General features: G+C 71.8%; 16 protein-coding genes and 1 pseudogene. 8 read left to right on the plus strand and 9 right to left on the minus strand.

The genetic code is table 11. The features are described 5' to 3' along the window. Positions 1-43: 43 nt before the first annotated feature. Both SJY14_RS07330 and SJY14_RS07335 read right to left on the minus strand, forming a co-directional pair. On the minus strand, positions 44-2596 hold the full coding sequence (locus SJY14_RS07330; protein WP_396600174.1) for an ATP-dependent DNA ligase: 2553 nt from the start codon (positions 2594-2596) through the stop codon (positions 44-46). A 189-nt stretch (positions 2597-2785) separates the two neighbouring features. Continuing rightward, positions 2786-3673 (minus strand): SDR family oxidoreductase, encoded by an 888-nt coding sequence (locus tag SJY14_RS07335; protein WP_055973592.1) that lies wholly within the window; start codon positions 3671-3673, stop codon positions 2786-2788. A 91-nt stretch (positions 3674-3764) separates the two neighbouring features. Between SJY14_RS07335 and SJY14_RS07340 the strand changes: the two genes are divergently transcribed. Further along, positions 3765-4778, plus strand: coding sequence for a Ku protein (locus SJY14_RS07340; protein WP_396600175.1), 1014 nt, complete (start codon positions 3765-3767; stop codon positions 4776-4778). 112 nt (positions 4779-4890) lie between these two features. On the opposite strand, the pseudogene SJY14_RS07345 reads toward SJY14_RS07340, so the two are convergent. Further along, positions 4891-7267 (minus strand): annotated as a pseudogene (locus SJY14_RS07345) (phosphoketolase). 20 nt (positions 7268-7287) lie between these two features. Next, positions 7288-9108, minus strand: a complete 1821-nt coding sequence (locus tag SJY14_RS07350; protein WP_396600260.1) for a glycoside hydrolase family 15 protein — start codon at positions 9106-9108, stop codon at positions 7288-7290. A gap of 239 nt (positions 9109-9347) precedes the next feature. Here SJY14_RS07350 and SJY14_RS07355 point away from each other — a divergent pair, with 239 nt between their 5' ends. After that, positions 9348-10220, plus strand: a complete 873-nt coding sequence (locus tag SJY14_RS07355; RefSeq protein WP_396600176.1) for an SMP-30/gluconolactonase/LRE family protein — start codon at positions 9348-9350, stop codon at positions 10218-10220. Positions 10221-10337: 117 nt separating this feature from the next. Here the strand turns inward: SJY14_RS07355 and SJY14_RS07360 are convergent, their stop codons facing one another. After that, the gene (locus SJY14_RS07360) at positions 10338-11519 is read right to left on the minus strand and encodes an NAD(P)/FAD-dependent oxidoreductase (RefSeq protein WP_396600177.1); all 1182 of its coding nucleotides are present in this window, start codon (positions 11517-11519) and stop codon (positions 10338-10340) included. An 85-nt stretch (positions 11520-11604) separates the two neighbouring features. Further along, on the minus strand, positions 11605-12144 hold the full coding sequence (locus SJY14_RS07365; protein ID WP_071257201.1) for a Dps family protein: 540 nt from the start codon (positions 12142-12144) through the stop codon (positions 11605-11607). Between the two features lie 304 nt (positions 12145-12448). Between SJY14_RS07365 and SJY14_RS07370 the strand changes: the two genes are divergently transcribed. Then, positions 12449-12823 carry a hypothetical protein gene (locus SJY14_RS07370; RefSeq protein ID WP_071257202.1) on the plus strand — a complete coding sequence of 125 codons (375 nt, stop codon included), beginning with the start codon at positions 12449-12451 and terminating at the stop codon, positions 12821-12823. 19 nt (positions 12824-12842) lie between these two features. Further along, the gene (locus SJY14_RS07375; protein ID WP_396600178.1) at positions 12843-13583 is read left to right on the plus strand and encodes an esterase/lipase family protein; all 741 of its coding nucleotides are present in this window, start codon (positions 12843-12845) and stop codon (positions 13581-13583) included. On the opposite strand, the gene SJY14_RS07380 is transcribed toward SJY14_RS07375, so the two are convergent. Beyond that, positions 13580-14536, minus strand: a complete 957-nt coding sequence (locus SJY14_RS07380) for an alpha/beta fold hydrolase (RefSeq protein ID WP_396600179.1) — start codon at positions 14534-14536, stop codon at positions 13580-13582. The genes SJY14_RS07375 and SJY14_RS07380 overlap by 4 nt on opposite strands. Before the next feature lie 9 nt (positions 14537-14545). Then, complete coding sequence (locus SJY14_RS07385) at positions 14546-15622, minus strand: aromatic acid exporter family protein (RefSeq protein WP_396600180.1); 1077 nt, start codon at positions 15620-15622, stop codon at positions 14546-14548. Positions 15623-15738: 116 nt separating this feature from the next. On the opposite strand from SJY14_RS07385, the gene SJY14_RS07390 reads away from it, so the two are divergent. From SJY14_RS07390 to SJY14_RS07400, 3 genes are all read left to right on the plus strand, one after another. Continuing rightward, positions 15739-16935, plus strand: coding sequence for a phosphotransferase family protein (locus tag SJY14_RS07390; protein WP_396600181.1), 1197 nt, complete (start codon positions 15739-15741; stop codon positions 16933-16935). Between the two features lie 85 nt (positions 16936-17020). Beyond that, the gene (locus SJY14_RS07395) at positions 17021-18493 is read left to right on the plus strand and encodes an FAD-dependent oxidoreductase (RefSeq protein WP_396600182.1); all 1473 of its coding nucleotides are present in this window, start codon (positions 17021-17023) and stop codon (positions 18491-18493) included. Positions 18494-18894: 401 nt separating this feature from the next. Beyond that, a complete protein-coding gene (locus tag SJY14_RS07400) occupies positions 18895-21027 on the plus strand; it encodes a DEAD/DEAH box helicase (protein ID WP_071257210.1) in 2133 nt (710 codons plus the stop codon). 55 nt (positions 21028-21082) lie between these two features. Here the strand turns inward: SJY14_RS07400 and SJY14_RS07405 are convergent, their stop codons facing one another. Beyond that, a complete protein-coding gene (locus SJY14_RS07405) occupies positions 21083-22036 on the minus strand; it encodes a hypothetical protein (protein WP_071257211.1) in 954 nt (317 codons plus the stop codon). A 153-nt stretch (positions 22037-22189) separates the two neighbouring features. On the opposite strand from SJY14_RS07405, the gene SJY14_RS07410 reads away from it, so the two are divergent. Next, on the plus strand, positions 22190-22585 hold the full coding sequence (locus SJY14_RS07410) for a VOC family protein (RefSeq protein ID WP_071257212.1): 396 nt from the start codon (positions 22190-22192) through the stop codon (positions 22583-22585). The last annotated feature ends 54 nt before the right edge of the window (positions 22586-22639 follow it).

A 22639-nucleotide genomic window follows, 5' to 3' on the forward strand; every position in this document is an offset into this window, starting at 1 on the left:
CGGGCCGGGTCTCGCAGGCCGCCCGCCGCCCGACGGCGCGCCCTCACCCCTCGCGGACGACGTCGTCCGGCGACTTGTCGGGCCGCCACCCCCGCCAGCTCGGCTGCCGCAGTCGCCCGGTCGAGGTCCACTCGGCGATCGACACCTCGCCCACTCGCGAGGGAGTGACCCAGTGCGCGTCCCGTGCGTCGACCGCCGGGACGCCCACCAGCGGGCTGGTCTTCCGCTCGGCCGCCCGCAGCGACGGCAGCAGCTCGTCGAGCTCGCGGTCGGTGAACCCCGTGCCGACCCGGCCGACGTACTGCAGCCCTTCGTCGCCCGGCACGCCCATCAGCAGCGAGCCAACGCCGTCCGCCCGCCGTCCGGCACCGGGGCGCCAGCCGGCGATCACGACCTCCTGCGTCTGGTGGTGCTTCATCTTGATCCAGGCCCGGGAGCGGCGGCCGGCGCTGTAGGTCGCGTCACGTCGCTTGGCGACCACGCCCTCGAGCCGGAGGCGCTTCGAGGTCGCGACCGCCGCCTCCAGGTCGCCGTCGAACGCCGGGGGCACGTCGACGGCCCCGCCGCTCTCGACGATCCGTTCGAGCACGTCGCGCCGGTCGTCGTACCCGTCCTTCACGAGCGAGCGCCCCTCGGCCCGCATGACGTCGAACAACAGCAGCTTCACCGGCGCGCCCTTGGCGGCCCGGGCCACGTCGCGGGGCCGTGTCAGCCCCATGCGCGTCTGGAGCAGCCCGAAGTCGGGGCGCCCCTTCTCGTCGACGGCGACGATCTCGCCGTCGAGCACCGCGCCTCCGTCGCCGTCGACCCGCTCGGCCAGCACCTGCAGCTCGGGGTAGGCCGGGGTCAGGTCGTTGCCGTTGCGGCTGGTCAGCGTGACGGCGCCGTCGTGGACGACCGCCACGGCACGGATGCCGTCCCACTTCATCTCGAACGCCCACCCGCCCTCGGACACGTCGTGCGCGTCGCCGGTCGTCGCCAGCATCGGCGCGACCGGGTCGGGTGCGGGGAACTCCTGCTTCCTGTCGCGAGCCGAGGAGGCGCGGCCCGACTTCTCGGGGGAGCCGCCGGTCGCGGACGACGTGCGTGAGGAGTTGCCGACCCGCGACCTCGCACCGTGGCCGCCCGCGCCGTTCCCGCCCGCGCCGTGCGCGCCGTCGTCGGCGTCGTCCTTCATGCGGTGGATGAGCCAGTTCGACTCGGCCCGCCCGCCGCCGTGCCCGGTGTGGATCAGAGCGACGCGTCGGGTGCCGCGCTGCTCGCCGTGCAGCACGACGATGACCTCCTTCCCGTCGCGCCACTTCTCGAGGTCGTACTCGCCCGAGTCCCAGATCGTGACCTCGCCGGCCCCGTACTCGCCCTTGGCGATGGTGCCCTCGAACGTGCCGTACTCGAGCGGGTGGTCCTCGGTCTGCACGGCGAGGTGGTTCGTGTCGGGGTCATCGGGCTCGCCCTTCGGCAGCGCCCAGCTCACGAGCACGCCGTCGTGCTCGAGCCGGAAGTCCCAGTGCAGCGAGCTGGCGTGGTGCTCCTGGATGACGAAGCTCGTGCCGTCGGTCGAGGCGGGCGCGTCGGCGGGCACGGGCTCGGCGGTCTTCGTCGCGTCGCGTTTGGAGCGGTAGACCTCGAGGCGGTCGCGCGTCTTCTCGGCGGGGTCGTGGTCGGTGGACTCGGTGTTGCGGAAGTCCTCGCCCAGTTCGCCCGACGGCACCGGCACGTGCGCCGAGACGTCGGCCAGGGGGTCGCCCCGCCGCTTCAGCCGCGAGAGCACGTCGGTGTACTCGAGCTGCACCAGCGTCTTCGAGGCGAGCTCACGCCAGGTGCGCGGCATGGCCACGGTCGGTCGGGAGCGGCCGCGCAGCGAGTACGGCGCGACGGTCGTCTTGTTCCCGTTGTTCTGCGACCAGTCGAGCAGCACCTTGCCCCGACGGTCGGCCTTGCCCATGGTGCTCAGGACGAGGTCGGGGTGGTCGGCCTCCATCGCGCGGGCCAGCTCGTGGGCCACCTCGCCGACCTGGGCGCTGGTCTGCTTCCCGTCGAGCCGGGCGTAGAGGTGCACGCCCTTGCTGCCGCTCGTGACGGGCATCAGCTCGAGGCCCATGCCCTCGACGATCGGCTTCAGCAGCTGCGCCACCGCGACGCACTCGGCGAGGCCGACGCCCTCGCCCGGGTCGAGGTCGAGCACCAGCCGGTCGGGGTTGCGCTGCGCCCCCTTCGGGCCGAACCGCCACTGCGGCACGTGCACCTCGAGCGCGGCGACCTGCGCCAGCCAGGTGAGCGTCGCCACGTCGTTGACCATCGGGTAGACGTTCGCGTGGTCCTTGTGCTCGATGCTGTGCCGGGCGACCCAGTCGGGTGCGGAGTCGGGCAGATTCTTCTCGAAGAACACCTCGCCGTCGACGCCGTTCACCCAGCGCTTGCGGGTCGCCGGGCGGCCCTCGACGTGCGGCAGCATCCACTCGGCGACGGCGGCGTAGTAGCCCAGCACGTCGGCCTTGGTCGTGCCCGCGTCGGGGTAGAGCACCTTGTCGAGGTTCGTCAGCTGCAGCCGGTGCCCGCCGACCTCGACGGTCTCGCCGCGTCCCTTGCCCGCCATCGCGCGCCTCCTCGTGTCGTCTGCTTCTCGTTCTACCCGGCTGCGGCGGGTCCGTGTCGTCGCCGGTGGGTCGGCGCCGGCCCGCCGCCACCGACGGGAACCCGCCGCATCGACCGCGGCCCGCCGCCCCGCGCGAGCGGGACGACGGGCCGTGGTGTCGTCGGGACGACGGAGCCGAGGAGGCGCGGGTCAGACCGCGGGCATCGCTCCGGCGATCGTGATGGTCGCGCCCGAGGTGTAGCTCGACTCGGGGCTCACCAGGTGTACGTAGGCGGCGGCGAGCTCGGCGGGCTGACCGGGACGGCCGAACGGCGCCTGGCCGCCGAACTCCGACACCGTCTCGGCGTCGTCGGAGCCGGGCTGCAGGGGAGTCCAGACCGGGCCGGGCGAGACCTGGTTGACGCGGATGCCCTTGGGGGCGAGCTGCTGCGCGAGGCCCGAGGTGAAGACGCCGATCGCACCCTTGGTCAGGGCGTAGTCGATCTTGTCGGGGCTGGGCTGCGTGCCCTGCACCGAACCGGTCGTCACGATCGACGAGCCGGGCTCGAGGTGGGGGATCGCGGCCTGGGTCAGCCAGAACAGCGAGTAGACGTTGGTCTTGATGGTCGAGTCGATGTCCTCGGTGGTGAGCGTGAGGATGTCGTCGTTGCTCTTCATGCGACCGGCCACCATGACGAGGGTGTCGAGCCCGCCGAGCTCGTCGACCGCCTTCTGCACGAGGTCCTTGCAGTACTGCTCGTCCGAGATGTCACCGGGAACGAGGACGGCCTTGCGCCCCTCGCCCTCGAGCAGGTCGCGCACCTCTTCGGCGTCCTTCTGCTCGCTCGGCAGGTAGCTGAGCACGAGGTCGGCGCCCTCACGGCTGAGCGCGATCGCGGCGGCGCGACCGATGCCCGAGTCGCCGCCGGTGACGATGCCGCGGAAGCCGGTGAGGCGCTCCTTGCCGACGTAGCTGGTCTCGCCGTGGTCGGGCTTCGGGTCCATCTTCCAGGCCTCGCCCGGCAACGACTGCTCCTGCTTCGGGAACGGCGGTGCGGGGTAGAGGTCGACCGGGTTCTTCTTGTCGTATTGGCTCATGAGCCCACGCTGCCCGCGCCGCGCCTCCTGCGGTCGGGGCGTGTACCCCATGGGCGGTCATTCGGAGCGCACGCGGAGAAAGATGAGCGTCATGCGATCGATCTGGAAGGGCGCGATCACGTTCGGGCTCGTCAACGTGCCCGTCAAGCTGTACAGCGCCACCGAGGACCACGACGTGTCCCTGCACCAGGTGCACGACGCGGACGGCGGGCGCATCCGGTACCAGCGGAAGTGCGAGATCTGCGGCAAGGTCGTCGACTACGAGCACATCGACAAGGCGTACGACGACGGCGACCGCACCGTGGTGATCACCGGTGACGATCTCAAGTCGTTGCCCGAGGAACGCTCGCGCGAGATCGACGTGCTCGAGTTCGTGCCGAGCGACCAGGTCGACCCGATCATGCTCGACCGCAGCTACTTCCTTGAGCCGGACGGCACCTCGCCCAAGGCCTACGTCCTGCTGCGCCGCACCCTGGAGGAGACCGACCGCACCGCGATCGTGCACTTCTCGCTGCGGCAGAAGACGCGGCTCGCCGCCCTGCGCGTGAGGGGCGACGTGCTCATGCTGCAGACCCTGCTCTGGGACGACGAGGTGCGCGAGGCGCGGTTCCCGGCGCTCGAGAAGCAGACGCGCATCAGCGACAAGGAGCTCGACATGTCGTCGTCGCTCGTCGACTCGCTGAGCGACGATTTCGAGCCCGCCGACTTCAGCGACGACTACCAGGAAGAGCTGCGCCAGCTGATCGACGCCAAGCTCGAAGAGGGCGAGTCGCTCGACACCGACGCCACCTTCGGCGAGAAGCCCGACGACGACGGCGAGGGCGGCGAGGTCATCGACCTGATGGAGGCGCTACGCCGGTCGGTGGAGACGAACCGGTCGGGCGGACATCGCAAGCCGACCAAGAAGGCGGCAGCATTGACGTCGGCATCGTCGACCTCGTCGGCGGCCGCGACGAAACCGGCCGCGACAAAACCGGCCGCGAAGAAGCCGGCCGCGAAGAAGCCGGCCGCGAAGAAGCCTGCCGCGAAGAAGCCGACCGCAGAAAAGCCTGCTGCGAAGAAGCCTGCCACGAGGAAACCGGCTGCGAAGAAGAAGGCCAGCTGACCCACCACCGAGGGGCCTTGCATCGCCGAGACCCCAGGAACCCATCGAGACCCTACGGCGCGCGCTGGGGTCTCGGCGGGTTCTTGGGGTGTGAACCGCGTGCTCGCACCGGTCAGGCGCCGAACTGCCAGCCGGTCACGTCGGGGTGGTCCTCGCCGTGTTCGTAGGCGTACGCCCGGGCGGCCTCGCGTCGTGACTCGAAGTCCGCGATCAACTCGGGGTGCTCGTCGGCCAGGCCCGGCACACGGTGCAGCACGTCGAGCACGAGCCGGTACCGGTCGATGTCGTTCAGCATCGCCATGTCGAACGGCGTCGTGGTGGTGCCCTTCTCCTGGAAGCCGCGCACGTGGAGGTTCTCGTGGTTCGTGCGCCGGTAGGTGAGCCGGTGCACGAGCGACGGGTAGCCGTGGAAGTCGAACACGACCGGTTTCGACGTCGTGAAGAGAGTGTCGAAGTCGTCGTTCGTGAGGCCGTGCGAGTGCTCCTCCGCGTCTTTGCAGTCGCATGAGGTCGACCACGTTGACCACGCGGGTGCTCAGCGAGGGCAGCACCTGGCGCAGCAGGTCGGCGGCCGCCACGGTCTCGAGGGTCGGCACGTCGCCGGCACAGGCCAGCACCACGTCGGGGTCGACGCCGTCGACGGGGGTGCCCTCGGTACCGGCCCACTCCCAGATGCCGACTCCACGCCGGACGTGCTCCTCGGCCTCGGGCAGCGACAGCCAGGCCGGTGACTCCTGCTTGCCGGCGACGATCACGTTGACCGTGTCGGTCGTGCGGAACGCGTGGTCGGCCACGGCGAGCAGCGTGTTGGCGTCGGGGGCGAGGTAGATGCGCACGAGGTGCGCCTGCTTGTTGACGACGACGTCGAGGAAGCCCGGGTCCTGGTGGGAGAACCCGTTGTGGTCCTGCCGCCAGACGTGCGACGACAGCAGGTACGTGAAGGACGAGATGGGCGCGCGCCAGTCGATCTCGTCGGCGCTCTCGAGCCACTTGGCGTGCTGGTTGAACATCGAGTCGACGATGTGCACGAAGGCCTCGTAGGTGTTGAGCAGCCCGTGGCGCCCGGTCAGCAGGTAGCCCTCCATGAGGCCCTGCAGGAGGTGCTCGCTCAGCACCTCCATCACGCGGCCGCTGCGGGCCACGTGCTCGTCCTCGGGCCAGATGTCGGCGGCCCACACCCGCTCGGTGACGTCGAACACCGGATCGAGTCGGTTCGAGACGGTCTCGTCGGGGCCGAAGAGACGGAAGGTCGTCGGGTTGTCGCGGACGATCTCGGCGAGCCACCGACCGAGCACCCGGGTGGCCTCGGCCTGCGTGCGCCGGTCGTCCGAGGTCTCGACCGCGTGCGTGCGGTAGTCGGTGAGGGTGAGGTCGCGACGCACGAGACCGCCGTTGGACGCCGGGATGGCGCTCATGCGCTTCGCGCCCCGAGGCCGGAGCCCGTCGAGCCAGGCCACCGGTCGACCCGTCTCGTCGAAGAGCTCGTCCGCACCGTAGGACCGCATCCACTCGTCGAGCTGTGCCCGGTGTCCGCCGTCCTCGCGGACCCCGCCGAGCGGTACCTGGTGTGCGCGCCAGGTGCCCTCGATGCGCTCGCCGTCGACGACCTTCGGGCCGGTCCAGCCCTTCGGGGTGCGCAGCACGATCATGGGCCACCGCGGGCGTTCGGTGCCGTCGCCGTCGCGGGCCTCGCGCTGCAGCTCGTCGATGCGGGCGAAGGCGTGGTCGAGGGCGGCGGCCATGCGCTCGTGCACCCCTATCGGGTCCTCGCCGTCGAAACCGCCCGCGACGACGAGGGGCTCGTACCCGTAGCCCCGCATCAGCTCGAGGAGCTCGCCCTCGGGGATGCGCGAGAGCACCGTCGGGTTCGCGATCTTGTAGCCGTTGAGGTTGAGGATCGGCAGCACGGCCCCGTCGAGCCGGGCGTCGAGCAGCTTGTTCGCGTGCCAGCTCGTCGCCAACGGGCCGGTCTCGGCCTCGCCGTCGCCGATGACGCAGACGGCCACGAGGTCGGGGTCGTCGAGCACCGCGCCGTAGGCGTGGCTCAGCGAATACCCGAGCTCGCCGCCCTCGTTGATCGACCCCGGGGTCTCGGGGGCCGCGTGCGACGGGATGCCCCCCGGGAACGAGAACTGCTTGAAGAGCCTCTGCAACCCCGCGGCGTCCTGCGACACCTCGGGGAACAACTCGCTGTAGGTGCCCTCGAGGTACGTGTTGGCGACCATGGCAGGCCCGCCGTGGCCCGGGCCGCAGACGTACAAGAGGTCGCGGTCGTCGCGGCGGATCACGCGGTTGAGGTGCGCGTAGACGAAGCTCAGCGCCGGCGACGTGCCCCAGTGGCCGAGGAGGCGCGGCTTGATGTCGTCGCGCGCGATCGGCCGGGTGAGCAGCGCGTTCTCCATCAGGTAGATCTGCCCGACGGTCAGGTAGTTGGCGGCCCGCCACCACGCGTCGACGAGAGCGAGGTCGTCGGGGGTCGCCGACGGCATCGGCGTCGAGTCGTCGTTCGTCACTGGCCCTCCATGTCGTCGGTGGTGCCCTCACGGCTCATCTCGTCGATGGTGATCGCGGCGTTGACGAGGGCGAGGTGGCTGAGGCCCTGGGGCACGTTGCCGAGGAACTGCCCGTCGTCGGCGCTGATCATCTCGGTCAGCAGGCCGACGTCGTTCGGCTGCTGCACGAGCTGGTCCATCAGCTCGACCGCTTCGCCTTGCCGGCCGACGCAGGCGAGGGCGCTGGCGAGCCAGAAGGCACAGGCCACGAACGTGCCTTCCTCTTGGTCGACCTCGCTGTAGCGGAACACGAGGGGACCGGCGGAGAGCTCACGCTGCATCGCGTCGATCGTGCGGGACATGCGCTCGCCGCGGTCGAAACCGCTGGGGGCGTGCAGCAGCACCGAGGCGTCGAGCTTCTCGCTGCCCGGGTACATGACGTACGAGCCGATCTTCTCGTTCCAGCCGTGCTCGGCGACCCAGTCCTTGATCTGCTCGCGGTTCTTCCGCCAGAAGACGACGTCCTCGGGGTCGGGATGCATCTGGCCGACCTCGGTGAGGTGCAGGGCGGCGTCGATGGCCTGCCAGCAGCCCATCTTGCTGCTGACGTAGTGCTGCTCGTCGGGGAGCTCCCACATGCCCGAGTCCTTCTCCTGCCAGCGGCGGCAGGCGTCGTCGGCGAAGCCGGCGAGCAGGTCGCCGGTGGACTCGTCGAGGATGTTGCCGTCGGCCGCGTACTGGCTCATGATCGCCAGGATGTCGGCGTAGGTGCCGAGTTGCAGCTGCTCGCCCGCCGGGTTGCCCTTGTAGACGGGGCCGATGCCGCGCCAGCCCTCGGAGCCGGTCTCGTGGGTGCCGTCGGGCACCGAGCCGTCGAGGTTGAGGAAGATGTGCATCGTGCGGCCGTTGGCCTTGAGCGCCGAGAGCAACCACGAGACCGCCGCCTGGGTCTCTTCGCGCAGACCGAAGCGGACCAGCGCGTTGACCGTGTACGCCAGGTCGCGCACCCACGCGAAGCGGTAGTCCCAGTTCTTGTCGCCGGTGAAGTTCTCGGGCAGGGCCGCCGTGGCGGCGGCCGCGATCGCACCGGTGGGGCTGAAGATCAGCAGCTTGAGCGCCAGGGCGCTGCGCTGCACGGCGCCCGACCACGGGCCGTCCCAGTTGAACTCGTTCGACCAGGTCTGCCAGTTGCGCACCGTGCGGTCGATGCCCTGGTCGACCACGTGCGGGTCGGGCAGGTGCAGGGGTTCGTCCTCGACGCCGCAGAGGCAGATCAACGAGCGCGACCCCTCGTGGGTGGTGAACTCGCCCCAGAACCGGTGAGGGCCGCCGTGGGCCTCGCCGTCGCCAGGCTCGACCGAGTCGAGGCGGCCGTGCTCGAAGCCGACCAGGGCCAAGTTGATGTCGGCGGCCCGCAGGACCGGCCCGTGCAACGTGTCGACGCGGCGGATCGGGTGCGTGCCGAACGTGTTGCCCGGGATCACCGCCCAGCGCATGTCGACCGACCCCGAGACGCCCTCGATGCGACGGGCGAGTTCGGCCCAGGGCAGGCGCCCCGCGATGCCGGTGACCAGCGCGTCGGTGATCTGGACGACACCCGTGGAGGTGCGGAAGCGGGTCACGAGGACGTTCGTGTTCTCGACGTACTCGCGCTGCACCTCGAAGTCGTCGTCGACGGGGCGCAACTCGATGCGCCCGCCCTTGCCGGCGTCGACGATGCCGGAGAACACCGGGTCGCTGTTCATGTCGGGCATCGGCAGCCAGTCGATCTGGCCGTCGCGGGCGATGAGGGCGACGGTCCGACCGTCGCCGATCGCCCCGTAGGAGCGCAGCGGCACGTAGCCGTCGTCGCGGGGATCGGGGCGGTGCCATTCGCCGGCGGCGGCCGTCGTCGCGCCGAAGTGCTCGGCCTGGGTGTCGTCGGTGGTCTCGAGGGTGTCCGTCACCCCTCCTACGGTGGCCCGGCGCGCCTCCTCGTGCCCGTCCCTCGCAGTGTTCTGTGTGCAAGACACGGCCTCCGTACCCCTGGGGGCGAGAAACGGAGCCGGTGGACATGTCGGGCGGGTAGACCGGTCGGATGCCCCTTCCGACCGGTACCACGTCCGAACCCCGCCTGTTCTTCGACGCGAGGGCCACGCTCGGTGAGAGCCCCGTCTGGGACGTCGACGCCCACGAGCTGGTCTGGACCGACATCACGAACGGCCTCCTGCACCGCACCTCGGCCGACGGCACGCGCGACACGACGGTCGTCGTCGACCCGCCCCTGCCGAGCTTCCAGCGTCGTCGCGGCGGCGGCCTGATCGCCGCACTCGACGACACGGTCATCGTCATGCGCGACGACGGGACCGAGCAGCGGACCATCGCGTCGGTCGACCACGCCGACGAGCGCCTCCGCCTGAACGAGGGCAAGTGCGACCCGTTCGGCGCCTTCGTCGTCGGTGCGACCGACCCCGAGGGCAGCCCCGTGGCCGGCCTCTACCGCGTCGCTCCGGACGGCACGCTCACCCAGCTGCGCGACGACTTCGCCACGACCAACGGCTTCGAGTGGAACGACGACGGCAGCGAGATCTACCTCACCGACACCGGCGACGACACGATCTACCGGGCGTCCTGGGATGCCGACGGCACCCTGGGCGAGCTCGTCCCGTTCTCGTCGCAGGGTGCCCACGACGGCCTGGCCCGCGACGAGCGCGGCGAGTTCTGGGGTGCCATCTACGGCGAGGGCAAGGTGGTGCACCTCGACGCCGACGGCGATCTCGTCGACGAGATCACCTTCCCGGTGCCGAACCTCACCGGCATCGGCTTCGGCGGCGACGACCTGCGCACGCTGTTCGTCCTGTCGGCCCGCGAGGGGCTGAGCGACGACCAACTCGACGCGTTCCCGCTGAGCGGCGGCATCTTCGCCCTCGAACTCGACCGGGCGGCCCGCCCGCCGTTCCTGTTCGGCTGACTCAGGAGTCCACGCGAGCCCACGCGCCCACACGCACCCGCACGGGCTCTCCGACGCGACGACGCCCGCCCAATTACGTGATCGGGCGGGCGTCGTCGCGTCCTGGTCGGCAGCGCGTCAGATGCGCCCCACCAGCTCGTCCCGCGGCACGACCCCGGCGGCGATGACGGACCGGGCGGCGTCGCGGGCCTCCTCGACGTTCCAGAGCAGCACCCCCTCGACCGCGCCGTCGTCGCCGATGTAGTACGCCACTGCCGTGCCGTCGCCCTTGTCGTCGACGACGGTCTCGAGCGACGAGTCGAGCGTGCCGACGGCCTCGTACGAGATGTCGAAGACCTTCGAGTAGTAGTACGGCGTGTGGTCGTAGACCTCGTCGGCGCCGGTCATGTTGCGACCGACGACGGGGCCCTGCGACTTGGCGTTGTCGACGTGCTCGACGCGGCGGCGCCCGAGGATCGCGTCCGGGTACGAGGCCACGTCACCGGCGGCGAACACGTTCGGGTCGCTCGTCCGCAGGTGCTCGTCGACCACGATGCCGTCGTCGACGGTCAGGCCCGCGTCGGCCGCGAGCTGGTCGTCGACCGAGATGCCGAGCCCGACGACGACCGCGTCGGCGTCGAGGGTCGAGCCGTCGTCGAGCCGCAGGTGGACGCCGGCGTCGTCGGCCGTGCCGCTCTCGACGCGCCGTCCGCGGGCCAGCTCGACCCGCGCCTCCTCGAAGGCCCCCTCGAACGTCGAGGCGATCGACGCGGGGAACACCGAGCCGCCGAGCACGTCGTCGGGGAAGACCAACGTCACGCGGGTGTCGTTCTGCACGAGGGCCGCGGCGAGCTCGGTGCCGATGTAGCTGCCACCCACGACGACGACGTGGCGGCCGCCACCCGAGAGCGAGCGCAGTCGGCGGTAGTCCTCGGCGGTCCGGAAGTAGACGACGCGGTCGTCGTCCGGCAGGTCGAGTGCGGTGGGGCTGCCGCCCGTGGCGAGCAGCAGGGCGCCGTAGCCGACGACGTCGCCGGCGCTGGTGGTCACGGTGCGGGCGTCGCGGTCGATCGACTCGACGAGCGTGCGCAGTCGGATCTCGGCACCCGAGTCGGCGACGGTGCCGAGGTCGTTGTCGGCCTCGGTGTAGTCGGGGTCGGTCCAGAGCTTCTTGGACAGCGCCGGACGCGTGTAGGGCGCGTCGACGTCGGCGCTGACGATCAGCACCGACGCGTCGGGCGTGGCCTCGTGGATGGCCTTCGCGGCGGCGTCGGCGGTCATGCCGCCGCCCACGATGACGTGGTCGAACGATTCGGTCATGGGGTCGTCCTCTCGACGAGAGAGGGCACCGCCCGGGAGGCGCGGGTCGCGCGCGTCCGGACGGTGCCCTCGTGAGGTGGTCGGGTCAGTTGGCGACGGCGCCGACGCGGTCGAGGCCCTCGGCCGCGGCGTCCTCGTCACGCCGACGGGTGTCGTCCTGGCGGGCGTCCTTCTCGGGGTGGCGGTTCTCGGCACCGGTCATCCAGGCGAGCTGCTCGAGGCGCTCGAGGATGCTGTGCAGCACGTCGGCCGTCGTGGGGTCCTCGTCGTCGACGTCGTCGTGGACCGTGCGCATCGTGCCGGTGACGGCGTACATGCGGTCGACGATCAGGTCGACCACCGCGGTGGTCTCGACGGGGCCGGCGGGGAACTCGGGCAGGCTCGTGCCGCGGGTGACGGTCGAGGTGCGGCCGTCGGGGATCAGGTAGACGGCGCGCATGCGCTCGGCCACCTCGTCGCTGAACTCGCGGGCGGCGTCGACGATCTCGTCGAGCTGCAGGTGGAGGTCGCGGAAGTTCGAGCCGAGCAGGTTCCAGTGCGCCTGCTTGCCCTGGACGTGCAGTTCGATGAGGTCGACGAGGACCTTCTGCATGTTGTCGCGGAGTTGGTCGGATCCCTGGAACATGATGTCTCCCGTTCGTCGTGGGTTCGTGCGGAGTCGTCGCACCGGTGGGTGCGTGGTGGACGGTAGACCGCGGCCCTCGGCGTCGACTCAGTCTTCGGGGGACAGGTGAGCAGGACGGCCCGACCGGAGCAGCGGACCATGCCCCGGGGACGCGCCGACGGGGCGCTGCCGGCCGTGATCGACTCGTGATCCACGGCCCTGGAGACCGGACCGTACCGGATGGTATGTTCGCCTGCATCGGCACCGAAGCCGACGCCCGGCCGTGGGTACCCGATCCTCGGCCCATGCTCTGAGGGGGGCTGACATGGCACGAGCGGTACCCGGACGCGCCGACCGTCCTGGATTCGACGCGATCGAGATCACCCGGCTGCGACGTGAGATCGAGAGTGCCTGGGGCGCGTTCGACGACATCGAGCAGATGGACTTCGCCCACCGGGTGAGGGTCGTCCACGGTCTCGCCGACGCCCTGCCCGACGCGGCGAGCGCGGCGGCCCGAGCCGGGCTCGGCGGTCTCGCTCTCGCCCTGCTCGACGACGCGGTGTCCTTCCCGCCCCCGTGGGCCTCGATCTGCGGCCGCTGGGACCTCACGCTCGAGATGGCCCGGGCCGCGGTCGAGTCGATCGCCTGGCCCGAGGGCGAGCCCTGGGGCGAGCTGCCGCTGGTGGGCACGGCCGCCTGACGTCGCCTAGCGTGGCGGCATGAGCTCCACACCGTCGCGCGGCCACGGACGCCGTCGCGTCGGCCTCCGGCGGTTCCTCCGCACGGTCGTGCTCGACTACCGGTACGTGTGGTGGGTGCATCTCGTGCCGCGGTCCGGTCGGATGGTGCCGAGGCGCTACCGCGACGGCGATCGCGAGCCGGTGCTGCTGCTGCCGGGCGTCTACGAGACCTGGCGGTTCCTCCGCCCGGTGGCCGACCGGCTGAACGACCTGGGCCACCCGATCGTCGTCGTGCCGGGGCTGGGGCACAACCGTCGTCCGATCGCGGCGACCGCCGAGGTCGCTCAGCGCATCCTCGACGCCCACGACCTGCGGGACGTCGTGGTGCTGGCGCACAGCAAGGGCGGACTGGTGGGCAAGACGATGATGGTCTCGACCGACACCGATCGACGCATCGCCCGTATGGTGACGGTGAACAGTCCGTTCTCGGGGTCACGCTGGGCGACGGTGCTGCCCGTCAGGGCGCTGCGGCCCTTCTCACCCCGTGATGCCGACCTGCTGCGGCTCGCCGAGCAGCGTGAGGCGAACCGCACCATCACCTCGATGGCGTCCCGGTTCGACGCCCACGTGACCGAGGGCAGCGTGCTGCCGGGGGCGGTCAACCTCGAGTTCCCGGTCGACGGGCACTTCCGCCCGCTGGGCCACGCGCGGTGCGTCGCGATGATCGTGCGCGAGGTCGAGGCCGGGCCTGGCACGGGGCCGACGGCCGAGGCGTCCTAGCCCTCGACCCAGCCCAGGGCCCGCATCGTCTCATGGGGCCGTTCGACGTGGGCGAAGTGCCCGCAGTCGGCGAGCAGGGTCGTCCGGGCGTGCCGCACGACCTCGCCCAGGCGGTCGAGGTCGGACGACCGGGCGAAGACGTCGTCGGCGCCGCTCACGGCGGCCACGTCGCAGTCGATCGCGTGCCATCGGGAGGCGTCGTACCCCTGCCCCGACCGCGAGGCCGCGAGGAACCCCCGGGGCCGCAGCTCGGCGACGAACGCCTGCAGGACCGAGCGTGGGACGCGGTCGACGTGGCGGAACACGGGTGACGACAGCGCACGCAGCAGCCCGATCCGGGCCGCACCGCGCAGGAGGGACGCGGAGGCGCGGGGCAGCACCCCGAACACCGCGCGCAGCAGCGTGAAGGCCGGCAGCCGCACGAGACCGCGCACCGGGTGCGTGACGGCGTCGATCGCCGAGAAGGACGTGGCCGACACGACCGAGACGCTGAGCACGAGGTCGGGTCGGACGGCGGCCAGGTGCAGGGCGACGAAGGCGCCCATCGAGTGGCCCACGAGGTCGAACTCGGTGACCCCCAGCGCCTCGGCGACCTCGACCACCACGGCGGCGGCCGACTCGACGTCGAGGCCCGGGTCGGGCTCGGGCGAGTCGCCCCAGCCGGGCAGGTCGATCAGCACCGGACGGGAGACGACCGCGTCCACCTCGCGGGCGGCCTGAAGCAGAGGGGTCCAGGTCGTCCACGAGCCGGCCGCGCCGTGCAGCATGACGGTCGCCCGGCGCCGTGCGGACCGGTCGGTCGGCGAGGCCGCGTGGTGCACGACCGTGCGGCCGTGCGCCGTGTCGATCGTCTGGCGGGCGAGCCCGAGGGCCAGGGGATCGGTGACCAGGTCGAACGGGGCGTACGCGTCGACGGTCGGACGGACCACCCCTGTCGCCCGGCCCCGTCGCATCGTCGGATGCTACCCGATGATCTCTTCCCGCACGCGTCTCAGATCCTCGAGCAGCGACCCGACCAGCACCCAGTTGTCCGGATCGGGTCGCAGCACGCTCACCGGCGAGGTGAGGGCCGGGCCGTCGTCGTGCCCGAGACCCGTCCCGTGTCCGCCGGCGGTGTCGGGGACGCGGGAGGCGCGCCCGGGAGGCAGCGCCTCCTCGGTGGTCCGCGCCAACAGGCGCACGTCGTGCGCGGCACGTCGCAGGTCTTCGGCGATGCTCTGCACCACGGGGTCGTCGGCCAACCCCGGGTCGTAGTTGTCGTGGACCGACCGCACCATGCCCACGACGCGGTTGACGAGCACGGTCAGCCGCCGGAGCAGCGCCGCGTCGGCCTCGAGCACGCTGCGGTTGCGGCTCGCGCGGGGGTTGAGCTGCAGGCTCTCCTCGCCCGCGGTGACGGCGTCGACCGCCCGGGCCTGGGCCACCCGCAGCTCGCGGGCCTTCGTCAGGCCCGCGGCGAGCCGTGACCCGTCGACCGGCTCGTCGAGCACGGCGGCGGTCTCGTCGAGCACGGACGCGATGTCGCGCGCCAGCCGGCCCACGGCGAGGTGTGCCGGCGCGAGCGCGACGGGAGGCACGATCAACGCGTTGATCGCCAGGGCGATGGCCGCGCCGATGATCGTCTCGAGCACCCGGTCGAGCGCGTAGTCGGGGGTCTGGGCGCCGATCGCCAGCACGAGCATCGCCGAGATCGGCACCTGGTTCGCCGAGCTCGGCGTCAGCCGGAACGCCCACGCCACGAGCAGGCTCACCACGACGATCGCCAGCACGATCCAGGTCGCGTCACCGAACAGCTGGCCGGCCGCGAACGCGATGAGCACGCCGGCGATGACGCCCACGCTGCGCTCGAGCCCCCGGACGAACGACTGGTTGACGCTCGGCAGCACCACGAGCAGGGCCGCGATCGCCGCGAAGATCGGCAGCGGCTGCTGCAACAGGGCCACCGAGGCGAACCAGGCCGCCATCACCGCGACGCTGGTCTTCACCACCTGCAACAGGGGAGTGCGCTTCGTCTGGCGGATGCGCGAGACGATCTTCACGACCCCAGGGTAGACGGAGGCGCGGCCCGCGTCGCGAGGCCGCGTCAGGTCACGAATCGGTCACCCCGCCCGCGCCTCCCCGCCGATCGGGTCGGGTGCTGGTTGACTGCCTCCCCGTGTGGCCCAACTCCGCCGAGGTGCTCCCCGCCGCGTTCGCGAACTCGGGGCTGACCGTCGTCGCCTTCCGACCCCACTCGGTCGAGCCCTCGGGCGCCGGGTTCCTCTACGGCTACGAGGTCGACACGGTCGACCCCGCCGGCGCGACCTCGACCGTGCTCACCTTCATCGACACCGACACCCGGGCCGCCGACGCGTCCTCGGTGCTCACCCGCGACCCGACCACCGGTCAGCCGCTCGCCGTCTGGGCCTACCCGGCCGACCCCATGCTGCCGGCGCTCGCCGGGGCCACCTACCCCGACCGGGTGGCCGACGCGCTCGCGGCCCTCGGCGTCGTCGTCACCGAACCCCGGCTGAGCGTCGCGGCGTACCGCCCCGGCAAGCGGGCCGTGATCCGTCTCGACGCCGCCGAGACGACCGTCTTCCTCAAGGTGGTCCGGCCCGACCGGGTGGGGCCGATCGTCGCCCTGCACGAGGCGTTCCGGGCGCAGGGGCTGCCGGTGCCCGCCGTGCTCGCGTCGCGACCGGACGGCCTGCTCGTCCTCGAGCGCGTCCCCGGGGTGCCGGCCGGGCAGCGCGTCGTCGAGCTCGCCGACGACCCCCGGTTCGTCGAGCAGATGGTCGACCTCGGCACGCGCATCGCCCGGGTCGAGGTGACCGCCCGGGCGCAGTCCGACGCCCTCGACCACGGGGCCTGGCACCGCTCGACGCTGCGAGCCGGGCTGCCCGACCGGGCGAGCGAGATCGACGGCCTCTATGACGAGATCGACCGGCGCCGCGCCTCCTCCGCCTCGGACGCCCTGGCCGTGATCCACGGCGACCTGCACCTCGAGCAGCTGTTCGTGCACCCGTCCGAGCCGTGGCGGGTCACCGGTCTGCTCGACGTCGACACCGCGGGGCTCGGGCACCCGGCCCGCGACGCCGCGGCCCTCGTCGCCCACCTGGTCGTGACCGGGCAGTGGCACCGGGGCAACGGCGACGAGGCCGAGGCCCGGGCCTGCGAGGGCCTCGCCGACGACGTGACGCGCACCTGGGTCGACCGCATGCCCGGCCTCGCCGACCGGCTCGCGCCCGGCGTCGCGTCGCAGCTGCTCGCCCACGCCGGCGGCCAGGCCACGCTCGGCACCGACACCGGCCGCCGCAAGGCCGTCCAGCTGATCGGTGCCGCCGCCGGCACCCTCGCCCGCCCCGCCTGACCCCCGGTCTCTCCGTCGGGCACACACGGACGGGCCGACGGGCCTACCGTGGCGCGCAGCACCCACCCGCGCACCTGGAGGCCCCATGCCGTCACCCTGGCTCGACGCCGCGCACGACGTCACGACCGACAGGATCGACCCCGAGACCGTCTACGACGACGTGATCGTCGGCGGCGGCCTGACCGGCCTGGTCACCGCCCTGCTGTTCGCACGGCGCGGCCATCGCGTCGCCGTCCTGGAGGCGCGCTCGGTGGGCAGCGTCGCGAGCGGCAGCGGCTCGGCGTCGATGTCGCTGCTGCAGGGCAAGCAGCTCCAGCGAATTCGCACGAACACCTACCAGCGCGTCGTCGACGCCTACGTCGCGGGCAACCGGGCGGGCTTCGACTGGATGGTCGACTACCTGGACGAGGCCGGCGTCGAGGTCGAGCGCCGGGACGCGTTCAGCTACGCGACGACCCGCGGCGGCATCGCCACGGTGGACGACGAGTACCTCGTCGCGCGGAAGGCCGGTCTGCCCGTCGTCAAGGAGTTCGGCCTCGACCTGCCCTTCGGCACCACGGGCGGACTCCGGCTGCCCGACCAGGCCCAGTTCGACCCGATGCAGGCGATCGCCGCGCTCGTGGCGGACGTCCGGGCCCTCGGCGGCGTCGTCGTCGAGGGGGTGCGCGTGACCGGCGTCGACGCGTCCAGTCCGACGGTGACCCACAGCGACGGCCCCGACGTCCGCGGCCACCGGGTCCACGTCACGACCGGCAGCCCCGTGCTCGACCGCGGCCTCTACTTCGCGAAACTCCGTAGCGAGCGCTCCTACGGACTCGCCTTCGAGGGTGCCGACGACCTGCCCGACGGCATGTACCAGGCGGTCGACGGGCCGACGCGGTCGTTCTCCGCGGTGGGCGACCGCCTCGTGACCGGGGGCAACCGGCACCCGGTGGGCCGCGCCTCCTCGACGAGCGCACTGGTCGACGACCTCGCCGACTGGACGACGCACCACTGGCCCGGTGCCCGGCTGACCCACTCGTGGAGCGGCCAGGACTACGGCACGCCGCACCACGTGCCGTTCGTCGGCTGGCTGCCGCGCGGTCGCGGGCGGATCTACCTCGCGACCGGGTACGAGCACTGGGGGCTGACGAATGCGGTCCAGGCGGCGATGACCCTCGTCTCTGACGTGCTCGGCGATCCGCAGCCGTGGATGACCACGCTGCACAAGCGGGTCACCACGCCGATCGCGATTGCCTCCGGAATCGGCATCAACGCGGCCGACGCCTGGTGGGCGGCCAAGGGCTGGGCCGGGGCGATGACACGCCGTCTGGTCGCCGTCGCCCCCGCCGAGGGACAGGGCGAGGTCGGACGCTCGGGCGGCTTCGCCCCGGTCGCGCGCTCGACCGTGGACGGCGAGGTGTGCACCGTGTCGGCGATCTGCCCGCACCTCGTCGGCATCGTCACCTGGAACGACTCGGAACGGTCGTGGGACTGTCCGCTGCACGGTTCGCGGTTCGCCGCCGACGGCAGCGTGCTCGAGGGGCCCGCGACCCGCGGCCTGCGTCGCCGCGGCTGACGGGGCCACTGCGACCGACCCGACCCGACGGGCCCGCGGCGCCCGGCCCACGCGACACGAGGAGGCGCTGGTGGCGTACGGGTGCGTCGTACGCGTAAACTGTCCCCAGCTTCACCGCCCGGGTGTTCTCCGGTCCGCGCCTCCTCCGGTGCGAGTCGACACCTCGGCGTGACGGGGCTTCGGGGCACGCGCCGTCGTCGGACTGCCCGCCACGAAGGTCGCCCGTCGCGAAGCCGGTACAGCTGTCCACCGCGCGGCACCCCGCCCCGCACGCATCCGGCGCGACCGTCACGGTCGCCGTCCGTCCGGGTCGCCGAGCCTCTCGGTGCCCCGCGCAGCACCCACCGCCGACATGGCGGCACAGCACCGTCGACGCCCCGCGTCGACCACGAGGAGGAGCCTTGGCTCGACCAGGCCAGCGTCAATCGGGTGGAACCCGCACCGCCCAGCGTCCGAACCGTCGCCGCGAGGTCGACAACGACGGGCTGATCCCCGTCCTCGCCCGCGCGGTGCGCGAGGTCGAGGCCGCCGCGCAACGCGGTCAGGTCAAGCCCTCGAGCCGCACCAAGTTCCAGGTCATCGCCCTGCTCATGCGCGAGGAACGCGCCCGGGTCAAGGTCGACAAGGCCATCAGCGAGTCCGAGCGCGCCGAGCAGATGAAGCGACTCGACGGCGTCGCCCAGATCCTCGCCAAGACCGCCGCCCGCGACACGTCGCTGATCACCCTGCTGGGTGATGCGGCGACGGTCAGCGAGGCGGCCAAGACCCTCAAGCGCGACATGCAGATGTCGGCCGGGCTCGAACTCGAGCCCGAGCAGCAGATCATCGTCACCGAGGCCGCGCCGGTGGCGCCGACCTCCGAGCGACAGGTCGTCCCGCAGTCGGTCATCTCGCGACAGCTGGCGAACCCGTTCCTGCCGCCCGACTTCGCCCTCGCCGAGGTCGCCCGCGAGGCACACCCGCGTCGCCTCGCGAACTGGGAGCTCTTCGGCCCCCTGTTCAAGTCCTTCGAGTACGGCGCCGGCGGCGGCTCGGCCTGCATGCCGCTGCCCGAACCCACGACGGTCGACGCTCCCGCGGGTGCGACCCTGATGCACCACCAGGCTCAGCTCGTCGAGTCCGCCCGCCAGGGCCACCGCACCTACCTGCTCGCCGACGAGCCGGGCCTCGGCAAGACCGCCCAGGCCCTGCTGGCCGCCCAGGCGGCCGCCGCGTACCCGCTGCTCGTCGTCGTGCCGAACGTCGTCAAGACGAACTGGGCCCGCGAGGTCCAGCTGTGGACGCCGACGCGCACGGCGACCGTCATCCACGGCGACGGCGAGAAGCTCGACGCCTTCGCCGACGTGGTCATCGTGAACTACGAGGTGCTCGACCGTCACGTCGGCTGGCTCGGCGATCTCGGCTTCAAGGGCATGATCGTCGACGAGGCCCACTTCATCAAGAACAAAGAATCGCAGCGGTCGCGCCACGTGCTGCAGCTCGCCCAGCGCATCCGGTCGCGCACGGCGCACCCCCTGCTCATGGCGCTGACCGGCACCCCGCTGATCAACGACATCGAGGACTTCCGCGCCATCTGGGAGTTCCTGGGCTGGATCGGCGACAAGAAGCCCGCCGCCGAGTTGATGGAGCGCCTCGAAGAGGTGGGTCTGACCCCTGCCGATCCCGGGTTCTTCTCGTCGGCACGCGAGATCGTGATAGATCTCGGCATCGTCCGCCGCAAGAAGGTCGACGTCGCGTCCGACATCCCCGCCCGTCGCATCGCCGACCTGCCGGTCGAACTCGACGACGAGGTGGGCCGTTCCATCCGCGACGCCGAGCGCGAGCTGGCCCGCCGCATGGTGCAGAAGTACCGCACCGCGCTCACCACCCGCACGTCGGGCGTCCGCGTCGAGGGCATCGACCACGACCTCGTCCGCCAGGTCGCCAAGTGGGAGCTCGAGGACGCCAGCGCGTCGAGCACCGGCGAGAACGTCTTCAGCATGGTGCGCCGCATCGGTCAGGCCAAGGCGGGCCTCGCCGCCGACTACACGGCCCAGCTCGCCCGCAACGTCGGCAAGGTGGTGTTCTTCGCCAAGCACATCGACGTCATGGACGTCGCCGAGGCCACCTTCGCCAAACGCGGCATCAAGTACTCGTCGATCCGCGGCGACCAGACCCCGGCCGTCCGTCAGCGTCAGATCGATGCCTTCGTGAACGACCCCGAGGTCGAGGTCGTCGTCTGTTCGCTGACCGCGGCCGGCGTCGGGCTCAACCTGCAGGTCGCCTCGAACGTCGTGCTGGCCGAGTTGTCGTGGACGGACGCCGAGCAGACGCAGGCCATCGACCGCGTGCACCGCATCGGCCAGGCCGAGCCGGTCACGGCCTGGCGCGTCATCGCGGCGCAGACGATCGACACGAAGATCGCCGAACTGATCGACAGCAAGGCCGGCCTCGCCGCCCGCGCTCTCGACGGCGACGACTCCGAGGTCGTCGACTCCGTCGACGTGCAGCTCTCGGCCCTGGTCGCCCTGCTCACGGACGCCCTCGAGGCCTGACCCGGCTCCACCCCGCCGCCTCGCAACGCACCGCGTTTCGTGCACGGCACCGCGACTAGTCACGGTGCCGTGCACGATTCGCGGTGTGGACGCGGGGGACGCCCGCTCGTTCGAGCCGCGTGACGATCCGCTGTGGACGTGCGAGATCGCGCCAGATGGTGCGTGTCACCCGGTTCACGTAGGGCAGGCCCCTCAGCCGGTCTTCACGGACCTTCGCGAGGACTACGATCTCCTCCGCCGTCAGCCCGTGCCGCATCTCGCGGTCGAGGTACTTCACGAATCCGTCGAACTCGTCGTACACGCCGTACGCCTCCCACCCGAAGTCGGTGAAGCCGATGAGCCCCTCGTCGTCGACGTGCCGTTCCTGCAGGCGGGGTGCCGGGAATCCGAGACCGTCGAGGGCGACCCGGTAGACCGACTCGCCGGCGGAACCGGCCAGGGGGCTGGCGAAGTCGGCGACCCAGGAGGCGCGGGTCGATCCCCGGACACGGTCCCGTCCCAGCAGGCACGCCTGGTACTCGGCCAGCGTGCACAACCGGCGTCGCAGGCGATGGTCGAGGACGGCCACGGCCTGGCTGCGTGTCCCGGTCAGAGCGACGTCCACGGCGGTCCGGGCCGGCGTGGTCACGACGAGACCCCGATGACGGGTGATCTCATCCGACGGCAGCCGTGCCGCATGCCTCGTCACGTGTGCACCCGTGTGGGTCCGCACGCGCTCCGGGTCGGTCGTCGAGACGCGGGCCAGCGGCGGGCCGAGGACCGGCATGCCCCACACCGCGGCCGCCGAGGTGTGAGACACGACGACCTCGTCACGCATCCGGCCGACCGCGGCCACCGTTCGGAGGGCGTGGCGCTCCTCGCGACGCAGGCCGCGCCAGGCCGCCGCCTCGACGTAGCGTCCCGGCGCGACACGCACGAGTTCGCCACGTGCGTGGGCACGGCGTTCCGCCGGATCGTCGAACCGTGATCGGATGAGGAAGGACTGGAGGTCTCGTTCGTCGGTGGTCACGCATCGATCGTCTCGGGCGCCGACGGGCTCCGACGTCGGATCTCGCCGCCCTGTGGACGGATTCGGGGGACGACCGAGCGGGGGACGAGAGGCCCTTCTCAGTCGAGGCGAGTTCGGTGGTCGCAGACCACCCGACCACCGAAGGAGCACTCCATGCCCGAACTGTCCGGCTACGCCCACGTCGCCATCACCGTCTCCGACCTCGACGCGAGCCTCGCCTTCTACGAGAAGCTGCTCGGTGCGGGCCCGGTCGGCCGCATCGAGCTCGACGGCCTCGATCGCCGCATCTTCTCCGTCGGCAACGGCCAGATCCTCGGGGTGACGGCCTACACCGACGGTTCGTCCGCGGCCTCCGACCCGACCGTCCCCGGTCTCGACCACATCGGTCTCGCCGTGACCGACCGCGCCGGCGTCGTCGCCTGGCAGGAGCACGCCACGTCGGTCGGCATCGAGTCCGACCTGCAGGACGTCGACTTCGGCCACGCCCTGATGATCAAGGACCCCGACGGCAACCAGATCGAGTTCTTCGCTCCGCCGGCACAGAGCTGACACGGGCCGCCTGCCGGGATCGCACCGCGTTTCGTGCACCGCACCGCGACTAGA

Source organism: Frigoribacterium sp. R86507 (assembly GCF_044597695.1).
In the GTDB taxonomy this organism is placed as follows: domain Bacteria; phylum Actinomycetota; class Actinomycetes; order Actinomycetales; family Microbacteriaceae; genus Frigoribacterium.

Bases quoted from the DNA above. Each gene is read 5' to 3' on its own strand.
- SJY14_RS07410 (WP_071257212.1), top strand. From the start codon at position 22,190: ATGCCCGAACTGTCCGGCTACGCCCACGTCGCCATCACCGTCTCCGAC.
- SJY14_RS07380 (WP_396600179.1), bottom strand. From the start codon at position 14,536: ATGCGACGGGGCCGGGCGACAGGGGTGGTCCGTCCGACCGTCGACGCG.
- SJY14_RS07330 (WP_396600174.1), bottom strand. From the start codon at position 2,596: ATGGCGGGCAAGGGACGCGGCGAGACCGTCGAGGTCGGCGGGCACCGG.
- SJY14_RS07395 (WP_396600182.1), top strand. From the start codon at position 17,021: ATGCCGTCACCCTGGCTCGACGCCGCGCACGACGTCACGACCGACAGG.
- SJY14_RS07355 (WP_396600176.1), top strand. From the start codon at position 9,348: ATGCCCCTTCCGACCGGTACCACGTCCGAACCCCGCCTGTTCTTCGAC.
- SJY14_RS07370 (WP_071257202.1), top strand. From the start codon at position 12,449: ATGGCACGAGCGGTACCCGGACGCGCCGACCGTCCTGGATTCGACGCG.
- SJY14_RS07375 (WP_396600178.1), top strand. From the start codon at position 12,843: ATGAGCTCCACACCGTCGCGCGGCCACGGACGCCGTCGCGTCGGCCTC.
- SJY14_RS07335 (WP_055973592.1), bottom strand. From the start codon at position 3,673: ATGAGCCAATACGACAAGAAGAACCCGGTCGACCTCTACCCCGCACCG.
- SJY14_RS07340 (WP_396600175.1), top strand. From the start codon at position 3,765: ATGCGATCGATCTGGAAGGGCGCGATCACGTTCGGGCTCGTCAACGTG.
- SJY14_RS07365 (WP_071257201.1), bottom strand. From the start codon at position 12,144: ATGTTCCAGGGATCCGACCAACTCCGCGACAACATGCAGAAGGTCCTC.
- SJY14_RS07360 (WP_396600177.1), bottom strand. From the start codon at position 11,519: ATGACCGAATCGTTCGACCACGTCATCGTGGGCGGCGGCATGACCGCC.